The sequence below is a fragment of the Rhizobium sullae genome (assembly GCF_025200715.1).
Taxonomy (GTDB): Bacteria; Pseudomonadota; Alphaproteobacteria; order Rhizobiales; family Rhizobiaceae; genus Rhizobium; species Rhizobium sullae.
This window is the reverse complement of the sequence record NZ_CP104143.1, coordinates 739,614-757,509: the sequence shown is the minus strand read 5'-3', so window position 1 is coordinate 757,509 and position 17,896 is coordinate 739,614. Positions and strand designations below refer to the sequence as shown.

The following is a 17,896-nucleotide window of genomic DNA, read 5'->3' as shown; positions in this document are numbered from 1 at the left end:
GCGCCCGCAAATTCGCGTGAGACGCCTTCAATTCTCTTGTTATCGGCCGCTAAATCAACCAATTATTCAGCATCCTTCATTTATCGAAGAGCGCAGTGCCGAAAGATGGCTGTGCTCTGACGCCTGGCTCGCCAGCCGTCAAGCGCGATCGGGCGGGAAGAAGAACGTGCAGGATCCGGACAATCCAGAAAAGCGCCCGCGCAAGAGCCGGCACATCCTGCTGAAGATCGATTCCTGGATCGATTCCAGCCTCTGGAATGCCGGCTTCCGTTCCGCCGAGATCTGGGAAGACGTCACCATCTTCTTCCGCCGCTTCCGCGTGCGCGGCTGGAAACGCATCGTCTTCGAACTTGGCGGCGAAGCATTGACGCTCGGGGCTGCCGGTTCGGTGCTGATGCTCCTCCTCGCCCAGCCTGCGCTAGAGGCTACCAAGGAAGATTGGCGCAATCGCGGCGATTTCGCCGTCACCTTCACCGACCGCTACGGCAATGTCATCGGCCACCGCGGCGTCATCCATCAGAATTCGCTGCCGATCGACGAATTGCCGGATTCGCTGATCAAGGCGGTGCTCGCCACCGAGGACCGCCGCTTCTTCGACCATTTCGGCATCGATTTTATCGGCCTATTCCGCGCGATGAGCGAGAATGCGCGGGCTGGCGAGGTCGTCCAGGGCGGCTCGACGCTGACGCAGCAGCTTGCCAAGAACCTGTTTTTGTCCAACGAGCGCTCGATCGACCGCAAGATCACCGAAGCCTTCCTGGCGCTCTGGCTCGAAGCCAACCTGTCGAAGAAGGAGATCCTCTCGACCTATCTCGACCGCGCCTATATGGGCGGCGGCACTTTCGGCGCGGCGGCGGCGTCGCAGTTCTATTTCGGCAAGAACATCACCGACGTGAACCTCGCCGAGTCCGCCATGCTTGCCGGCCTCTTCAAAGCGCCGGCGAAATATGCGCCGCACGTCAACCTGCCGGCGGCGCGTGCCCGCGCCAACGAAGTACTCACCAATATCGTCCAGAGCGGATTGATGACCGAGGGCCAGGTGATTGCCGCCCGCCGCAGCCCGGCGACGATCGTCGACCGCAACGAGCAGGAATCGCCCGACTTCTTCCTCGACTGGGCCTTCGAGGAGGTGCAACGCCTCGCCGCCCGCTTCCACCAGCATTCGCTGATCGTGCGCACCACGATCGACATGGGCATCCAGAAGGCTGCGGAAGACGCGGTCGAGACGTCGCTGCGCGAATATGGAGAGTCCTTTCATGCCAAGCAGGGCGCGATGGTGATGCTTGAAAACGGCGGCGCAGTGCGCGCCATGGTCGGCGGGCGGGACTACGGCGAAAGCCAGTTCAACCGCGCCACAAGGGCGCTGCGCCAGCCGGGCTCCTCCTTCAAGGTCTTTACCTATGCGGTGGCGATGGAGAGCGGCATGACCCCGCAGACCACCATCGTCGACGCGCCGATTTACTGGGGCAACTGGAGCCCGCACAACTATGCTAACCGCTATGCCGGCCGCGTGACGCTCGAAACGGCGATCGCGCAATCGATCAACACGATCCCGGTGCGGCTTGCCAAGGACAAGCTCGGCATCCAGCCGATCCGCGCCATGGCCAAGGCGATGGGCATCGAATCGCCGGTGCGCAACGACGTGACGATCCCCATCGGTACGTCGGAAGTCACCGTGCTCGACCAAGCGACGGCTTATGCGGTGTTTCCGGCAGGCGGCTACCAATCTCGCCGGCATGGCATCGCGCAGATCCTCGATTACGGCGGAGACGTGCTCTACGATTTCGACCGCGACGAACCTGCTCCGAAGCGTGTGCTGTCAGAAAAAGCCGACACCTACATGAACCAGATGCTGACCCGCATCCCCTATTTTGGCACCGCCCGCAAGGCAGCGCTCGACAACGGCATCCTCACCGGCGGCAAGACCGGCACGACGCAGGCCTATCGCGACGCCTGGTTCGTCGGCTTCACCGGCAACTACACCTGTGCCGTCTGGTTCGGCAACGACGACTACACCTCGACGAACAACATGACCGGCGGTTCGCTTCCGGCCATGACCTTCAAACGCGCCATGGATTACGCCCACCAAGGCATCGTGCAGCGCGCCATTCCCGGCGTCGAAACCCCGGCACCGCCGGCCAAGGACACAGCCAAGACCGCCGCCAAACCCGAAGACAGCATCCCCCAGCTTATCCGCCCCCGCATGCTCTCGGTGGAATCGACCAGGATGCTCAAGGACCTCGGCGAAAAACTGAAATCCGCCCCGCCGCTCGAAGCGCAGAAAGTGGCGAGCGCGGGGTAGGTTTCACTGCAAGGCTGATGGTGGCGGCGTGTTTGCCCTCATTTTTGTACCTGTCACGGGAATGAGGGAAATTGGGGGAAGCGCAGCGAAAACAGCAACGTCGCTGCGGACGTAACGCTTCTGAAGAAGTGAGCGCTTGCCTGATACTCCTCGTTCCTGAGCTCGTCACAGGAATCCAACCGGCTTGGGTCCGCAAGCCGAGAAGACTCAAACAATCGGCCTGCATCTTGCCCTGTAGCCCATGAAGATACCAGTGCACAGTCCAAAACCCCAGCAGGCGGCCTATCACTCCGATCCTCCAGCCCATATTCCGCCGCGCCCCTCACCCGCACCATTCCACCCTGCCGGAAACAATGCTAACCCTTTCACCTGATTTGTTTCCAAGGGCATGCAGTGTTTCGATTCCCGCTTTTTATCGCGATCACGCTGATTGTCGCTTTCGGCGGCGGGATCGTGGTTTCGCTTTACGCGCTCGACGCGACGCAAGGGTTCGGCGCGTTCAAGCTCGGGGCCTGGGAGGCCTTTCCCGAGCTGCAGACGGCCGATGCCGATCCTTACGCGAAATCCCACCGCGCCCGCGCCGGCAAGCTGCTTTATGGCAGCGCCGAGGGACTGACATTCACGGCAAGCGTCGACGACAGTGGCGACCGGCTGAACGCGACCTGCAGCTACCGCATCAGCGGCCAGACACCGCCTGCCCGGCTGTGGACGCTGTTCACATCGGACAACAGCGGCAATCCCGCCTCAGTGCGCCCCGGACTGCCTGCGGCGCTGAATTCCTGGACGGTGCTCCGCCAGGCCGACAGCAGCTTCACGATCGACATTTCCGCCAATGCAAAACCGGGCAACTGGCTGGCGCTACCCGCTGCCGGCACGTTCCGGCTGGTGCTGACGCTCTTCGACACGCCGACTGCCGGCAGTTCGGGCGTCATTGACCTTGCCATGCCGAAGCTTACGAAGATCGGATGCGGCAATGCTTAGGCTGATATTCGCGATCCTGGCCGGCCTCTTCGGCGCCGCACTGCTGCATCTCGTCATTATTCTCGCGCTGCCGCACTATACCGGCAGGGACGCGCAGACCCGGGTACTTGCTGAGGGTAGTCCGAACCGTTTCTATCTGCTGTCGGCGCAGAACGACGATGCGGGGCTTTCAAGCAGCGATCCTTTCGTACGCACCGCCGTCTGCGCCTTCGATCTGGAAAACAATCCGGTGCGCTTCACGGCGAAAGGCAACGTGCCGTTCTGGTCGATTGCCGTCTATGACGGTGCGTCGAACGAAGTATTCAGCATGAATGACAGGACGTCTGTGGGGGGAGCGCTGGATGTTCTTGTCGCAACGCCGATCCAGCTGACCGGTTTGCGCAAATCCCTGCCAGCGGAGCTGCAGCCGACCATTCTGGTCGAAATGCCCCATCCGCAAGGCTATGCGGTGCTCAGAACGCTTGCGCCGCAGGCAAGCTTCGACGAGGCAGCCAGAAGCTTCCTCGCGGGCGCTGGCTGTGAGGCCTATGCACCCGTCGACTGAGGCGTCGCCTCACTCGTTCTCGACGCGGTTCTCCACACGCGATGCGCGTTGCGCCGGGTGCTTCGGCATCTCCGGAAGGCGCTCGTAACGCACGCCCGTGAACAGCAGAATCTGAGCCTTGACCGGCTTCTTCTCCCTGCGGCGTGGCGCCCGCGGCCGCCGGTCCGCCAATGCGACTACTATGGCCATTCTCGTCTCCATGCACTGCCCGAGACGGATGAACGTGAGCGGATTTCACCCTGCCCGCCTGCGCGGGCCAGCGCGTCCTGCGGTGCGGAATATTCCAGACCGAGGGCATTCGCGCCTTTCTCACGGCACCTATTCGACCGTGAAGCGGAATCTTGACGACTGAAGCACTCAATCGCGCCGTTCCTATCCGAATTGAGACACACGATAGTTAACAGTTTACTAATATTTCAGGCTCGCGGCGTCTGCACGACACCGCTTATTAAACGCCGTTACCGGCCGTTTGGTTTCAAGCCGCGTCAAACAAAAACAGAATTATAATTTTCCATCGATTTCAATGACTTGAAAGAGTGCGTCACCCAAAATGCCGGAAGCGTCGCCTGTTGCATATTTACGTCACAAAAATATTAATTGTAGTCGTCCCATTTGGGCGTATCGTTATCTTGCCGGTCGAGTTTCAGGGCAACGGCCGGTTGGGAGACCATGCATGCTCTTGCCGTAAGAACGGAGGGCAGATGATGTCTTTATTGTTGAACTCGTCATATTCCCCGGAAGACCTCGATGTGCTGAGATGCGCATTGGACGCGTGGTGCGCGGAAAAGCGGATCGACATCAAAAGTGCGGAAGCGCGATTTGCCGCCTCTGCCGCACTCGACCTTTACCAGGCAGGCCATACCGATAACGAAAAGCTGCTGGCGGCCATGCGCTCGCACAAGGGTCTTTGAATTGCACCCAGGGGAACGTTCGCAAGCGCCTTGCCGCCGCAAGGTGCTTTTCGTTGCGCTGGCGACCCCTCCTGGTGCACGCCATGCGTGCACCATCGTCTCGCATTTGACTAAAATCTTCAGCAACCGTTAACCCTGCCGGTGTAGGATTTGTTCATCTTCGTATGGGTTGATGTGCGTTCCGCCAGCGCATGGAAGCCCCAAGTTCCGCGTTTCCAGGGTGTTCGTGTGCGTGACCGGTTTCGAGACCTAGAAGGCCCCTTGGCCATCCGGAAAAAGGATGTGGTATTGATGGCGACCATCAGCAGCTTCGAAGGATTGGCGCATCCAACGCGATCCGAGCTGCGCCAGTTCGCCGAACTGTTCATGCCGCTTTTCCAGGCCTCCTCCGACGAAGCGCGCCGCCAGGCGGTTGCAGCACTTTCCCAGTGCGAGAATATGCCGCCGGCGGTTGCCCTCTTCATCGGTAGCCAGCCGATCGCGATCGCCGCACCGTTCCTGACGGCCTCGCAGGCGATCGACGACGATACGCTGATCATTATCGCGCGGTCGCAGGGCGCCGCACATGCCAGGGCGATCGTCAGCCGCGACAGCCTTTCACCGAAGGTCATCGACGCCCTCGTTGCGCTGCGTCAGAGTGCGCCTGCAGCCATTTCCGAAGAACCGGCCGAGCCGCTTACGCCGCCGCCGACCGCTGCCTCGATGGAAGCCGCCGAATTCGCGGAACGCATCGCCAGCGAAGAGGCGATGCGCGAAAGGATCAAGGGTCTTGCAGGACATCTTGGACGCAACGACGGCGACCGCCTCGGACTGCGCACGCTGTCCGGCATCCAGGAGGCGTTGCTCGTCCGCTTCGCCCGTGCACGGGAGGCTGGGCCCTTCGCGACGGCACTTGCCGATGCGCTCTCCACCAGCCGCTGGCTTGCCGAGCGAATCATGCTCGATATCTCCGGCCAGCAGCTCGCAACGACACTGACCAGCCTCGGCATGGGCTTTCTCGATACCGTCTTCGTGCTGGAAAAACTGTACCCGCATCTTGCCGAGCCACAGCACAACGTGACCCGCGCCTGGATGGTACTGGATGCGCTCGATCCGGAAGAATGCCATCAGCGGGTCGAAGCCTGGCGCCGCGCCGACAGCTATACCTACAAGCCGCAAGACCAGGCGCCGGCCGAGCAGCCCGCCGCTTCCGTGCGCCAGATGCCGCCGGCGCGCGATATCCGGATGGTCGGCCGCCGGTAGGAACTTTACGGGCTTGGGAACCTCCTGTCTGATGATTGAGAAGACTCCAATCCTGAGCCAGGACTGCAAACCCACACATGCACGACGTTCAGATCATTGCTGCCCCCTCACCACGGGCGCCAGTGCCGCGCGAGCGGCTTCGTGCTTGGGCCGACAGCTGCCCTAAGGTGACGGATTCCAGGCGGGGCTCACGTTGGTGGCACTGCTACCGAAGACCGGAGGTCTAAAGCGGGTTCTTCCGTTCGTCCGCCAGCGGAACGATCTCCGCGACGTCATCGGCTTCGAGTTCGACGATCCAGAGGTCCGGGTCGAACTTTCGCTCGCGATCGAGCAGTTCGCGCACCTTTTCGGCCTCCGCCTTCTCGAGCCTGATTTCGAAAAGACGCATGCCGCTGTCCTCCTCGTCAAAGAAACTTTGCGGCGCAGGGGCGTAGAGCGTTTCGAGCCCGTCGCGGAAATGCTGGCGGATGAAGATGGCGCCCGCCGCCTCCGCCCCCTTCTTCTCGACAGCAGCGAAATCACCGCGCGCAAAAACGCGGCGCACGAGGGCGGAAACGAAGATGTCGGTGCGAAGTCTCATTGATCCCGTATAGGGCAAGCGGCGGCGGCAACGCTAGACCTTTACCGCCAGCCTCAGCCCGCCCCAATGCCGTCCGCGGACGATAATCGGGGCGGAGATGTCCTTCATCATCACGAAATTGCCGCCGCCCATATCGCGGCGGTAGGTCTGCACGAGGAAGGGTGCGGTGCTTTTGCCCGCGGCAAGCCCGACCCGGTCGTTGAAGATGCGCCGGTTGCGGCAGTTGGCGGTGTTCCACACCGTATCGCCCAGCCGCTGCGGTTCGGAGAATTTCCGGTTATGCGTCGGCAGGTAGCCGTTTTCATCGACGGCAGCGCAAAAGGCGATACGCTTGTCGGAGGCCGCTACCGGTTCCTGGATCAGCGGCAGCAGGCGATCAGTGAGTTCCGTGAAAGCCGCCATCAGTTGCACCGGATCGGTGCCCGGGACCGGCCGGTATTGGCGGTTGAAGAGCGCCTCGAAGCCAATCCGACCTTCGACGACAGCATGCTCGAAGGCTTCGGAAATCGCGCCTGCCACGGCTTGCGCCTTGGCGATCCAGAGGCTGTCAGAGGTTTCCACGCCGGCGCTCGCGGTCAGCTGCACCAGCTTCTCGGAAAGGCCGACGACGCTGTCGACGCGCTTTGCGGCATGCTGGAGCTTGACGTTGGAATTCAGCACTTCGGCGGACATCTCGCCGAGTTGGGCGACGAAACCGGCGCATTGCTGGTCGACGGCCTCGGTTGTCTTTGCCATGACCGTGGAGCTGTCGAGGATCCGGGTGATCACATGCTCCATGTTGCCGAATGCGCCGCGCATCGCTTCCGACTTGTCCTTGACGCCGGCAGCACTTTCGCGCGCGCCGCTGCCTGCCGCCGAGAGCCGGTCTATCTTGATGCGCAATTCGTCCAGCGTTTCCTGGATGGAGCCGGTCGCCTTGGAGGTCTGCAGCGACAGCGCGCGGATTTCGGAGGCGACGACGGCAAAGCCCTTGCCCGCCTCGCCGGCGCGTGCTGCTTCGATCGCTGCGTTGAGCGCCAGAAGGTTCGTCTGCCGGGCGATGGTGCTAATCTCGGCGGCAACCTTGTCGACGTCGGCAAGCGATTTCGAAAAGGTATTGATCTCGGCGCTGATCTCCTCGGAGGAGCGCACCATATGACCGATTTCCTCGATCGAGCCGGAAAGCCGGCCGGCCGATTCCTTCAGCATGTGCCGGGCCTCGGCCGTCGTGCGGTCCGTCTCGCTAAGCGACACGGCAACTTCCCGGTTCGTTTCGGCGATCGAAAGTGCCGTCCGCGTCACGTCGTCGAATGCCGTCGCATGGCGCGCCGACATCGCCGCCATGTCCTGGATGGCGCCGGCGATATCGACGAGATCGATGCCGAGCGTGGACGCCTCTTCCGCGAGCCGGGACAGGACGTGGCGCAACGCCTCCGCGTCGTGCCCTTCCGGTTCATCGGCGACCTCCACCGTCTTCAGCGCATACATGACCGGCTCCTCCAGTAGATTAGAGAAGGTTCAGGTAATATGGTTAATAAGTTGCAAACGAAGGCGGCGGTTTAGACTTAGGTTGTAGGGCGCACGCTTGAATCAGGGCAAACGTCCTCGTTCTTGTGCTGCGCATCCGGCTTCCCGGTGGTTGCCAAAAGCTCAGACCTCAGGTTTTTTGCATCGGTGATTTTGATCTTGTAGAGATGGGAAAGCCAGATGCCGTCGGCGGCCAGGCGGGCGATCTTGAGGCGCGTATCGCCGTCGGTATCGTTGTGGCGCTGCGCCCGTTCCTCGACCCAGTTTGCCATGAGATCGCGCAGATACGGGTCCGTCAGCGCCGAAATCGTCAGGGGCGCCCATTGGCCGCCCTTGGCGCAGAGGTTATTTTCGAAGACCGAGTCGATATAGGCGCGGGTGAACGAGCCATAGGGCTCCGGGTCCTTGGCCATGCGTGTATCGATATCGTCATCGATCGCTTCAAGGAGTTCTCCGAAGACGGCGTCGATCAGATCCTTCTTGCTCGGAAAATGATGGATGAAGCCGCCCTTGGTCACGCCCGCAGCGTCCGATACAGCCTGAACGGTCACCGAGGCAAGCCCTTCCCGCACGGCCAGTTTTGCCGCTTCGTCTATCAGGGTCCGCTTGACCAGCTCCGGCTGCTTCCTGCGCCTGTATGAACTTTCCATCGTCTATCTCTTGCCCCCCCGCACGCAATCACAACGTGCTCCGCGCGATGGTAATGTGTGCCGGATAAAATAACATCTGTGTTGCTTCGGGCAAACTCTTTTGAGAAGCTTGAGGCCGTAACGCAATGGTGACAATGCGTGAGCTGGGCGAGAAAGGCGGCGCGTGCGGGCGAGAGGGTCCGGATGCCTGTACCCGCCACGACGGTTCATGTATCAGTGCGGGGCCGGGATAAAAAATACAGGCGATGAGGGATCGTGAGTTCGAAAGCTGGGGAAAATGTAAAGAGGCCGCGCGGGCGCCCTAAAAGCGTGGACGCTGATCAGCGGCGAGATGAGATCATCGGCGTGGGGCGCGATGTCTTTATCGAATACGGATACATCAATACGACGGTTGACGTGATTGCGGCCAGATGCGGCATCTCCAAAAGAACCTTCTACGAGTTCTTCGACGGAAAAGCCGACCTTCTGCGGGATATACTGAAATCGCGAAGCGATTCGATTTTCTTCATACCGGAAATAGATGACCAGCTGCCGCTGGAGGAACGGCTCGCCAGTATCTTCTTTATCGACGAGGATGGTGCGCTGGATGCGGCCGGCATGAACGATTACTTCATGATAGAGGTCGGCTGGGAAGCGGCGGAACAGGTCGCCGAATTGCGGGACGATTTCAGCGTCGCGCATGCCAAGCTCGCCGAGTGGTTCCGGCAGCTGAGGCGAAACGGCCGCATAACGGTTGTCGATGCGGACGCCGCCGCCACCATGCTGATCGGCATCGTCTTCGGGAGCTTGAGCATCGACCGCGCCGGCACCGGCTTGGCGGAACGCGCCACGCGAACGAAAGCCTACCTTCGCTCAAGCCTCAAGATCTTCGCCAAGGGATTGTATGTCTAAACAATAGACAGAGAGCCCGGCTGGGATACCGGGCTCTCCTCTCGAAACTGATCGGAGGTCAAGCTGATCAGTTTTATCTCTTCGATTAGAAGTCGCGCTGCAGGCGGAAGAAGCCTTCGACCCAGTCCTGATCCGCCGCGTTGTCGTGGTCGTCCTTGACATAGGTTGCGGTGAGCTTCGTGGAAAGGTTCTCTACGATCTTGTAGTCGAGCGTAACGCCGGCGCGAATCTCGTTGCCGCTGTCCCAGCTGCCGTCAGCGTCGGCATCGATGTTGTCGATGTACTGAACAGCAGGCGTGACCGTGAACTTGTCGGTTGCCTTCAGCGCATACTGAGCAGCAACGGACCATTCGCCGGCGTCGTAATAGCCGTTGAAGCCCTGATCGCCCAGACCCGTGGAGTAGATACCGGCAACCGAGAGCGTGCCCGGGCCGACGTCAACGCCGACCTTTGCGAGTACGGCGCCTTCCTGGGCGTCGGTGTCGTAAGCGCCGAGAACCGCGTAGGTGAAGCCGCCGAGCTTACCGCCGATGGAACCGTCGATACCGAGGTTGTTGGCGTTTCCACCGTCCGTCTGAACGAGTTCTTCGAGAGCGATACCGGCATAGAAGTCGCCAGCGTCGTACTGATATCGGATGGAGTTCTGCTTCGTCGAACCATCGAGGGTCGTCATGATGTCGGTTTCGCCCGAGAAGTCGTCATCCCACCAGTTGGCAAACTTACCAACGCGGAAGCCGGCGAGGTCGATGTAAGCTTCGTCGATGACCGTGCTGTTCTGAGAACCGCCGAACGTGGAAGATGCACCAGCCGTGCGAGCGTCGCTGTCTACACCATTCGGACGGAAGTTGGATTCAAGAATGATCGCGCTCGTGAGAGTGCCGTATTCCGTATCGTTCTTTGCGACGACGTTGATGTGCGCACGCGTGCGGGCATCCCAGTCCTCGGAGGAATTGTTGTCGAGTGCATCGCCGAAGCCGAAGCCGACGTCGAAGCGGAGGTAGCCGCCGATCTGGAGGCAGGTTTCGGTGCCCGGAATGTAGAAGTAGCCGGTACCGTAAGCGTCGCAGACGCGGACATACTCAACCGGTTCCGGTTCGGCAGCGACGATGGCGTCGGCGGCCTGAGCACCGGAAACTGCTGCGAGAGCAGCAGCGGAGCCGAGAAGAAGGCTCTTAATATTCATTTTTGTCTCCGTTCCAGAGGCCAACCCCAAGGTTGGCTCTTGCTAGCGCGATGGATGCGGTCCCCTGAAATTTCAGTCCGCCAGGAGTTACCGGGCGATTTGCCCCGGCAACGCGACCTTTAGAACAGGCGATGCGCCAGCCCGTCAATTATTTAATAAACGTCTTCGTACCAAAAATAAGCTCGAACCGGCGGGCGTTGTATTTTTGCCACAATCAGGCCCGTCCGAGCCACGATTCACCATCAAGATTGCCGGGGCCTGGGCAACTTCAAGATACCGCTAAGAGAGATTCCAACAGAGGAAAGCCAAGCGCACGGCGGCTCACGAAAGAAGGTGAACGGCCGTCGGCAGCGCCATGTCCGGCTCCTCCGGTCAGGCGGCCTCCTTATAGCGGCAACCTCTCACGAAGAGATGGATGCAGTCCTTGAGATAACCAATAAGGCTCGATCTGTCCGGCAAGCCGCCACCTGCAGTCATGCGGGATGCAATTCCCCCAAACATCATCGAGATGAGCATCGTTGCCGCGTGGTCCGGATCTTCGATGTCAAGCACGTGTTTTGCGTCTTGGAACGACAGCCAGTCCGCGAGCTGCGCTATCGCTTTTTGGCCGTTATAGTCGTCCCCCTGCAATCGCGGACCGGAGGGATAGAGCGCGCCGATGCATGCCATGATCTTTCGTTCAGCTTCGACCTGGTCGGCCTGATCAAGATGGAAGATCATCATCAGCACATCGTCGGGAGCCCGCGTTTCATCCAGCGGACGCGGAAGCTGAAGAAGCTCCCGTGGAGGCGGGATGCGCGAGGTGTTCCACTGAAGAGCAAAACCCTTGATGTATTTCTTTGCCCGTGAATTCAACGATCGGGTGATCGAGGCAAACCGGGAAATGTCGGAATAGACAATCTCGAAGGTGATATCCTTCGACCCTCGAAGGAGCCGAAAAGTCTGATCGCCCCCCAAGTGAAACTCGGCCGCGCTCGATTTGGCGATTGCCGGGTAGAGGGACGAGAAATGGTCGAAAAGGACCTTGTAGAGTCGCGGGTTGTCCGCACTGCTCAGGGAGGCGATTGATTTATACATGACACGATCATCAATATGTGTTTCGGGTATGGCATTGCCGGAATCTTCGAACAACATTCGAACTATCCCGACAGGCAAAATCTCCAGCCAGACCGGCTATGAGGCCGGCCCGGCGAGCGGTATCGAGCAAGAAAAGATACCATACGTATGGTATCTTTCGAGCGGATTGACCGCCGTCTTTAGCGCGCTTTTTCGCCCCCGAAACCAGCGGCCACTGACAATCGAAATTACATTTCGATATTGCCCTAATGAATTTCAAGGCCCAGCAGGCACGTTGTCGCAGCATTTTTCTTGCAGGTGCGAAGCCCGCACGCGAAGTGATCAAATCGCAGAGCTTTCGCTGTTTTCCGGCAGGCCGTTCGTGCTTGCGAAATCGGTGGGTGCTGCGATCTAAGCAAACTTCTCGAATGTGCTAAACTGGAACTGCTGCACCGATCGCCGTGGGGTCCTATGCTGATGCCGGCAAGTTGCGGCGAGCTTGAACCCACTGCCGAGAACGGCCTGCAGGCTTTCGGCATCGTAGCGGGCAACCGGCAGGCCGCTGCACCTTTCCGGTCCGTCAGGTGCAAAGGTGCCAATCACGGCCTTGCCGCCGTTCCTGAGAGCTTGCGCCAGTACGCGAACATAGGCCTGCTGGTCGGCCGCCTCCGTCAGGAAGTGAAAGTGGCGCGGTCGTGCCAGAAGTCATATTGGCGGGCGGGCATCCATGCAGTCACGTCCGCGATGATCCACTGCACCTGCTTGGCGCCCGGCAGCCGCGCCTTGGCCGTTTCGAGGGCTGCTGCGGAGAGATCGAGAACGCTGACATGGGCCTGGCCGGATGCCACGAGGGCATCGACCAACCGCGAGGTCCCGCCGCCGATGTCGATGACGGACATGTCCGACGTCAACCCGGCCTGGCGCAGCAGAACCATCGAGAGGTCCGGCGCATCCTCGTACCAGCTAACTTCGGTCTCCGCCTTTGTCGTGTAGACAGTCTGCCAATGGGCTTGCCGGTCACTTGTGGACATATCCACTCCTTTCGAGGAAGAAAATTTACCAGATTTCGAGCGCGCGTGCCGAAGGAAGCGTCGGCGTGATCGCCGCGCTTGATCACCCTGTGCGTCGGGCTATCCTGCCTCTCCGTAAAGATGTCCCGGAACCGTTTCCCTTTCCCTGCAACGAAGGAAAATACGATGCCCACTTTGAGCAATGGCAGCGAGCTTAGCGTATGGGAAGACGTCAACAACGAGAGCCCCGATGCGATCCTCTTCAGTATAGCGGAAACGGACGGCGTCGTCCTTGGGCCGGGGACCGCGCATACGGATTACCCCTACGGCTGGGTCGATCTTGCTTCGGTCGACGTGTTCGACGGCTTCTTTACCGTGACCACCTTCACCAATGACGGCAGGACCGAGATCTTCACAACGGTGGAAACCTTCGTCTTCGATAACGAGGGCCGCTATATCCGCACGCTGTCAGATCAGGCGGCCTATCTTTCGACCGAGATCATCTCCATCACCGCCGAAAGCCCCGACGACATCGTGGTGACGTGGCAGGGCGCCAACGAATATTTCGGCGGCGACAACACCCAGTACGGTCCGCACCAGATCGTTCTGGAAGGCGGTGCGCTGCAGCCCGACACCTTCGTCAATCATGCGCCCACCGCTGCCGACCTGAGCTTCATGCTTTCGCCGGGGCAATCGCTCGACGACGTCAAGTTCAGCGCGGCGGACGCCGATTTCGACCTGTTGAGCTTCGTCGTCGTGGACGGGCCTGACCATGGCACGCTGCAGCAGGAGACGCTCTACGAAGCAGGCTACTATCCCTTTCACCAGGGCCAGTATGTGGGCAGCCTGCATTATCACCAGGACTACCTGAACGGTAACCTCTTCGACTATTCTCCAGCCGCCGGCTTCACAGGCACCGACAGTTTCTCGGTCTACGCCACCGACGGCCAGGGCAACAGCAATCTGGCGACGATCACCATCACGGTCGTCCCGCCGGCCGAAGAGATCGCGCTCACCGACGCGAAAGACGTCGTTAGCTATGAAGCCTACGATCACTCGGTCCTCGTCGCCGCGATGGGCGGCAATGACCGGATCACCGGCAGCCGGCTCGACGATTTGCTCAACGGCGGCGCGCGCGAGGACCGCCTGCGCGGCGGTGAAGGCGACGATACTCTCAACGGTGGAACCGGCCGCGACATCCTCTCCGGCGGGGCAGGCGACGACATCTTCGTCTTCGACACCAGGCCCGGCCGGGCGAACTGCGACAGGATCCTCGACTTCGCCTCCGCCGACGACACCTTGCGGCTGGACAGCTCCGTCTTTACCGGGGCCGCGGGCGGAACGCTCGACCCGGGGGCCTTCGTGAAAGGCAGAGCCGCGCTGGAAGACGACGACCGCATCCTCTACGACACGTGCTCCGGCCGCCTGCTCTTCGATTCCGACGGGAGCGGCGATGCGGCGGCCGTGGCGTTTGCGGCCGTGAGCCACGGCACATCGCTTGCCGCTGACGATTTTCATTTCTTCTAGGCGCTCCAACCGGCTTCGAAATCGGCACGCTGCCCTCATGTTGCCACATGCATAGTGGGCAACATCGCTGTTTTCCGAGACTCAGCGTCCGAAATTCGTTAACTTATTCAATTGGTTATAAAACATAGCACAGACTGCAATTGCCATGTTGCATTGCATCATGACCCAAATCCGTCTAGCGTAAGCTCGGGTGCCGCGGGGAAAACTTCATGGGAAACCGTTCGAATAAGGATGTCAGATGCTTGATACGCCCAAATCCAAGCCGAAAGACCTCGAAGCCATTGCCCGCACCGGCGGGCCCCTTCGCCGCATGGCGGCTCGCGTGCCAACCTATTTAACCGATCTCAAGGAAAATCCCGCCTGGCTGCCGATGTTCCTGCTCGCCCGCACGATGCCGTTCCGCCGGGCACATTGGCTCACCGCCCGACGTGTTCCGTCTTCGGCAACAGTAGCACCGTCGATGTTCGGCGACATCAGGGCGGATGAAGCGGCCGCGGAATTGCGACGAACGGGCATCTTCACAGGCCTCACGCTGCCGGCGGACGTCCAGGAGGAGATCGCCCGCTTTGGGCACGAGACGCCGTGTTTTGGCAATTTCGAGCGCAAGCTCGAGTTTCTCGCCGGAGAGCATGCCGAAGCGGAACGCCGCTTCGGGCGCACCATCCTGAGCGGCCATCACTTCGAACGGGTTCTGCAATGCGAGGCGGCGGTCGCCGTGCAGCAAGACCCCCTTCTCCTCGATATCGCCCGGCGCTATCTCGGCGGCGAGGCGAAATTGATCACCACGCGGACATGGTGGAGCTTCCCGACGAAATCCGCCTCGGAAGCCGATCTCAGCCGCGCCTCGTTCAAATTTCACTTCGATCTCGACGACTGGCGGATGCTGAAGTTCTTCTTCTACCTCTCCGACGTCGATGCGGATGCCGGTCCGCATGTTTATGTTCGCGGCAGCCATAACCGCCGCCGGATGAAGCACCAACTGACGCTGCTCGTCGGGCATTCGGCCGACGACGTGCTGAACTTCTACGGCAAGGAGAGCGCCGTCACGCTGACCGGAAAGGCGGGCACCGGCTTCGTCGAGGACCCCTTCGGCTTCCATATGGGAACGCTCGCGAAGCATACGCCGCGCCTGATGATGGAAGTGGGATTCGGCGTATCGAAGCCGTCAAAGCGCCGTTATCACGGCGAGCCGGTGATCAGGTAACCGCTACGGATCCCGAAGCCGGTCCGGTTGGGCCGGCTTTTGACTGATCGGATATCCGCCGCCGCGGCTCAGGCCGTCGGGCAGCCGTCGCGCAGTTTCCGCCAGGTCGTGACGTTCAGCTCCATTTCACAGCGTGCGAGATAGGACGCCCCACCCACCCTGATGCAGGCGATCTCGCCAAGCTCGTACTTCATGCCGTCGCGGTTGCGGCAGGTGCAGCGCGAGTCCGGGTGCGCCGCGGCGATGCTCCCTGCAGCCACAAGCAATAGCGTTGCGATCCATTTGGCGTACCGGCGTTCCATCTAGTTAATATACCGCAAATGGCCCGCGACGGAAACGAACGATGCCGGTTGCTGTTGCAACCGGCATCGCCCGGCGATGTCTAGGAGAACTCAGCGGGCAGCGGGCGTCCGTTCAAGGACACTCCAGTCGAACTCGCGCGCCCAATCGGCAAAACCGTGCCAGCGGACCTCGGGAAAATCCTTACGCAAGGCGGCGATGTTGGCGTCGTATCCGGCCTTGTCAAACCACTCGAACATGAGTGCAACATCCTCGCTTTGCTGGCGGGCGACGGCGATCGGGATTTCCTGATAGCTGATCGGACGGCCGATGGCTTGCGAGAGGATTTTCGCCTGCGCCTCGCCGGACAATTCGTCACCGGCGAAATCGAAACGCTTGCCGAACACCTCCTCGCGCCGCTCGACCAGGGCCGCGACGAAAGCCCCGATGTCCGCCAGGGCGACCAATTGAAGGACGCGCTTGGGCGGCATCGCGAAAGCGTGCGTTCCCTGGCCGAGCGCGCCGATCGACCACGGCGCGACGAAATTCTCCATGAAGGCGACCGGCGCGCTGATCGTGTAGGGAATGCCGAGCCCGGCCACATGTTTTTCGACGAGATACTTGCTTTCGAAATGCGGGATGCCTGTCTTCTTGTCAGCATCGGCAACGGACGAATAGATCAGATGCCCTATGCCGGCGGCCTTCGCCGCATCGGCGGCAATGATGCCCTGGCGGGTCTCCTCCTCCACCCCGGCCTCGTAGCTGTTGCCCATCAGGAACATGGTGTCGACGCCGCTTGCAGCCTTCACGATCGAGGCGGCATCGCCGAGATCGCCCACCACGATCTCAGCACCGGCCGATGCCAGCCGCCGCGCCACATCGCTGTCCGCCCTGCGGGTCAGCGCCTTGACGCGATGTCCTCTCGAAAGGAGTGCGTGCGCAACCGCGCCTCCCTGCTGGCCGGTGGCGCCGGTAACCAGAACGCTTCGTTTGTTGTTCATGTGTCTGCTCCTTTTCGTTTCCGATCGAGCAAAGTTAGTGTCTGTCACATTGATCCATAATGGCCTACAATTGGAAAACATCGTCCCAAAGGTGGCACAATGCTCGATCTCAACGATATCCTGGTGTTTGCCCGCGTCGTCGAAGCCGGCAGTTTCACCGGCGCCGCGCGCCTGCTCGGCATGCCCAAGACCACGGTCAGCCGCCGCATTGCCACGCTCGAGCGCGAGCTGGGCATCCGTCTCCTCCAGCGTACGACGCGCAGCCTCAGCGTGACGGATGCGGGACGTCTCTACTACGAGCGGAGCAGCCAGGCGCTGCGGACGATCGAGGATGCGAACCTGCGCCTTGCGGAAGCGCGGGCGGAGCCATCGGGAACGATCCGGATATCCGCGCCCGTCGGCTTCGGCAGCTTCCTCTCCGGCACGGTGTCCGGCTTCCTTGCGATGTATCCGAAAACCATGGTCGAACTGCGCCTGACCGACGACAGGCTCAATCTCGTCGAGGACAGCATCGATCTCGCCTTCCGCACCGGCATCCTCCCGGACTCGACGCTGATCGCCCGCAAGCTCGGCTCGACGCATCGTATCCTGTGCGCCAGCCCGGACTATCTGGCGCGCCTTGGCGTGCCGGAAGCGCCGGCGGACCTTGCTTTCCACCACTGCGTCATCGCAGGCCCGTCGACGACCAATGCGCACTGGGTTTTGCAGGGGCCGCATGGCGAGGAAAGCGTCATGGTGTCCGGACGCTTCGCCGCCAATGAAATGCAGGCGGTGATTGCCGCGGCGATTGCTGGCTACGGCATCGCCCAGCTGCCCTACAGGATGGCCGAAGCGTCCATCACGGACGGGCGGCTCTGCCGCGTTCTCGGCGATTACACGACGCGGGCCGGCGGCCTTTATGCCGTCTACCCGAGCAGCCGGCACCTTTCGCCTGCGGTCAAGGCATTCATCGAGCTTGCGGCGGAGCGATTGAGTGCTGCCGGAGCCAGCGAGAATGAGAATGGCAGGGGTACGGCCGTATCAAGCTAA

Annotated in this window: 18 protein-coding genes; 9 read left to right on the top strand and 9 right to left on the bottom strand. The window is 60.9% G+C overall.

All coding sequences use genetic code 11. The annotated features are described in order from the left end of the window. The first annotated feature begins 166 nt into the window (after window positions 1-166). The 3 genes from N2599_RS03760 (at window position 167) to N2599_RS03750 (ending at window position 3,827) form a co-directional block, all read left to right on the top strand. On the top strand, window positions 167-2,302 hold the full coding sequence (locus N2599_RS03760; protein ID WP_027507516.1) for a transglycosylase domain-containing protein: 2,136 nt from the start codon (window positions 167-169) through the stop codon (window positions 2,300-2,302). A gap of 393 nt (window positions 2,303-2,695) precedes the next feature. After that, a complete protein-coding gene (locus N2599_RS03755; protein ID WP_027507517.1) occupies window positions 2,696-3,283 on the top strand; it encodes a DUF1214 domain-containing protein in 588 nt (195 codons plus the stop codon). After that, on the top strand, window positions 3,276-3,827 hold the full coding sequence (locus N2599_RS03750; protein WP_027507518.1) for a DUF1254 domain-containing protein: 552 nt from the start codon (window positions 3,276-3,278) through the stop codon (window positions 3,825-3,827). Before N2599_RS03755 ends, N2599_RS03750 begins: the two co-directional genes overlap by 8 nt. A 9-nt stretch (window positions 3,828-3,836) precedes the next feature. Here the strand turns inward: N2599_RS03750 and N2599_RS03745 are convergent, their stop codons facing one another. Next, complete coding sequence (locus N2599_RS03745) at window positions 3,837-4,016, bottom strand: hypothetical protein (protein WP_027507519.1); 180 nt, start codon at window positions 4,014-4,016, stop codon at window positions 3,837-3,839. Between the two features lie 515 nt (window positions 4,017-4,531). Here N2599_RS03745 and N2599_RS03740 point away from each other — a divergent pair. Both N2599_RS03740 and N2599_RS03735 read left to right on the top strand, forming a co-directional pair. Continuing rightward, the gene (locus N2599_RS03740) at window positions 4,532-4,738 is read left to right on the top strand and encodes a hypothetical protein (RefSeq protein WP_027507520.1); all 207 of its coding nucleotides are present in this window, start codon (window positions 4,532-4,534) and stop codon (window positions 4,736-4,738) included. 228 nt (window positions 4,739-4,966) lie between these two features. Continuing rightward, the gene (locus tag N2599_RS03735) at window positions 4,967-5,980 is read left to right on the top strand and encodes a DUF2336 domain-containing protein (RefSeq protein ID WP_027507521.1); all 1,014 of its coding nucleotides are present in this window, start codon (window positions 4,967-4,969) and stop codon (window positions 5,978-5,980) included. A 223-nt stretch (window positions 5,981-6,203) separates the two neighbouring features. Here the strand turns inward: N2599_RS03735 and N2599_RS03730 are convergent, their stop codons facing one another. The 3 genes from N2599_RS03730 to N2599_RS03720 all read right to left on the bottom strand — a co-directional run bounded on the left by N2599_RS03730 (window position 6,204) and on the right by N2599_RS03720 (window position 8,716). After that, window positions 6,204-6,560 carry a DUF1491 family protein gene (locus N2599_RS03730; RefSeq protein ID WP_027507522.1) on the bottom strand — a complete coding sequence of 119 codons (357 nt, stop codon included), beginning with the start codon at window positions 6,558-6,560 and terminating at the stop codon, window positions 6,204-6,206. Window positions 6,561-6,593: 33 nt separating this feature from the next. Continuing rightward, window positions 6,594-8,027: a methyl-accepting chemotaxis protein gene (locus N2599_RS03725; RefSeq protein WP_027507523.1), complete on the bottom strand. Its 1,434-nt coding sequence runs from the start codon at window positions 8,025-8,027 to the stop codon at window positions 6,594-6,596. Window positions 8,028-8,104: 77 nt separating this feature from the next. After that, on the bottom strand, window positions 8,105-8,716 hold the full coding sequence (locus tag N2599_RS03720) for a TetR/AcrR family transcriptional regulator (protein WP_051336415.1): 612 nt from the start codon (window positions 8,714-8,716) through the stop codon (window positions 8,105-8,107). 309 nt (window positions 8,717-9,025) lie between these two features. Between N2599_RS03720 and N2599_RS03715 the strand changes: the two genes are divergently transcribed. Beyond that, a complete protein-coding gene (locus N2599_RS03715; RefSeq protein WP_051336416.1) occupies window positions 9,026-9,607 on the top strand; it encodes a TetR/AcrR family transcriptional regulator in 582 nt (193 codons plus the stop codon). 85 nt (window positions 9,608-9,692) lie between these two features. On the opposite strand, the gene N2599_RS03710 is transcribed toward N2599_RS03715, so the two are convergent. The 3 genes from N2599_RS03710 to N2599_RS37570 form a co-directional block, all read right to left on the bottom strand. Then, a complete protein-coding gene (locus N2599_RS03710) occupies window positions 9,693-10,790 on the bottom strand; it encodes a porin (protein ID WP_027507524.1) in 1,098 nt (365 codons plus the stop codon). 372 nt (window positions 10,791-11,162) lie between these two features. After that, window positions 11,163-11,924 (bottom strand): TetR/AcrR family transcriptional regulator C-terminal domain-containing protein, encoded by a 762-nt coding sequence (locus N2599_RS03705; protein ID WP_027507525.1) that lies wholly within the window; start codon window positions 11,922-11,924, stop codon window positions 11,163-11,165. A gap of 593 nt (window positions 11,925-12,517) precedes the next feature. Continuing rightward, window positions 12,518-12,877: a class I SAM-dependent methyltransferase gene (locus tag N2599_RS37570; RefSeq protein ID WP_311319497.1), complete on the bottom strand. Its 360-nt coding sequence runs from the start codon at window positions 12,875-12,877 to the stop codon at window positions 12,518-12,520. Between the two features lie 165 nt (window positions 12,878-13,042). Between N2599_RS37570 and N2599_RS03695 the strand changes: the two genes are divergently transcribed. Then, the gene (locus tag N2599_RS03695) at window positions 13,043-14,383 is read left to right on the top strand and encodes an Ig-like domain-containing protein (RefSeq protein ID WP_027507526.1); all 1,341 of its coding nucleotides are present in this window, start codon (window positions 13,043-13,045) and stop codon (window positions 14,381-14,383) included. 238 nt (window positions 14,384-14,621) lie between these two features. Continuing rightward, window positions 14,622-15,587, top strand: coding sequence for a phytanoyl-CoA dioxygenase family protein (locus N2599_RS03690; RefSeq protein WP_027507527.1), 966 nt, complete (start codon window positions 14,622-14,624; stop codon window positions 15,585-15,587). Between the two features lie 68 nt (window positions 15,588-15,655). Here N2599_RS03690 and N2599_RS03685 read toward each other — a convergent pair whose 3' ends face one another. Beyond that, complete coding sequence (locus N2599_RS03685; protein ID WP_027507528.1) at window positions 15,656-15,889, bottom strand: hypothetical protein; 234 nt, start codon at window positions 15,887-15,889, stop codon at window positions 15,656-15,658. 90 nt (window positions 15,890-15,979) lie between these two features. Next, the gene (locus tag N2599_RS03680) at window positions 15,980-16,867 is read right to left on the bottom strand and encodes an NmrA/HSCARG family protein (protein WP_027507529.1); all 888 of its coding nucleotides are present in this window, start codon (window positions 16,865-16,867) and stop codon (window positions 15,980-15,982) included. A gap of 99 nt (window positions 16,868-16,966) precedes the next feature. Between N2599_RS03680 and N2599_RS03675 the strand changes: the two genes are divergently transcribed. Then, the gene (locus tag N2599_RS03675) at window positions 16,967-17,896 is read left to right on the top strand and encodes a LysR family transcriptional regulator (RefSeq protein ID WP_027507530.1); all 930 of its coding nucleotides are present in this window, start codon (window positions 16,967-16,969) and stop codon (window positions 17,894-17,896) included.

Coding starts and splice junctions, on each gene's coding strand:
- N2599_RS03730 (WP_027507522.1), bottom strand. CDS start 6,560: ATGAGACTTCGCACCGACATCTTCGTTTCCGCCCTCGTGCGCCGCGTT.
- N2599_RS03680 (WP_027507529.1), bottom strand. CDS start 16,867: ATGAACAACAAACGAAGCGTTCTGGTTACCGGCGCCACCGGCCAGCAG.
- N2599_RS03725 (WP_027507523.1), bottom strand. CDS start 8,027: ATGTATGCGCTGAAGACGGTGGAGGTCGCCGATGAACCGGAAGGGCAC.
- N2599_RS03690 (WP_027507527.1), top strand. CDS start 14,622: ATGCTTGATACGCCCAAATCCAAGCCGAAAGACCTCGAAGCCATTGCC.
- N2599_RS37570 (WP_311319497.1), bottom strand. CDS start 12,877: ATGTCCACAAGTGACCGGCAAGCCCATTGGCAGACTGTCTACACGACA.
- N2599_RS03750 (WP_027507518.1), top strand. CDS start 3,276: ATGCTTAGGCTGATATTCGCGATCCTGGCCGGCCTCTTCGGCGCCGCA.
- N2599_RS03695 (WP_027507526.1), top strand. CDS start 13,043: ATGCCCACTTTGAGCAATGGCAGCGAGCTTAGCGTATGGGAAGACGTC.
- N2599_RS03705 (WP_027507525.1), bottom strand. CDS start 11,924: ATGTTGTTCGAAGATTCCGGCAATGCCATACCCGAAACACATATTGAT.
- N2599_RS03745 (WP_027507519.1), bottom strand. CDS start 4,016: ATGGCCATAGTAGTCGCATTGGCGGACCGGCGGCCGCGGGCGCCACGC.
- N2599_RS03740 (WP_027507520.1), top strand. CDS start 4,532: ATGTCTTTATTGTTGAACTCGTCATATTCCCCGGAAGACCTCGATGTG.
- N2599_RS03675 (WP_027507530.1), top strand. CDS start 16,967: ATGCTCGATCTCAACGATATCCTGGTGTTTGCCCGCGTCGTCGAAGCC.
- N2599_RS03710 (WP_027507524.1), bottom strand. CDS start 10,790: ATGAATATTAAGAGCCTTCTTCTCGGCTCCGCTGCTGCTCTCGCAGCA.
- N2599_RS03720 (WP_051336415.1), bottom strand. CDS start 8,716: ATGGAAAGTTCATACAGGCGCAGGAAGCAGCCGGAGCTGGTCAAGCGG.
- N2599_RS03685 (WP_027507528.1), bottom strand. CDS start 15,889: ATGGAACGCCGGTACGCCAAATGGATCGCAACGCTATTGCTTGTGGCT.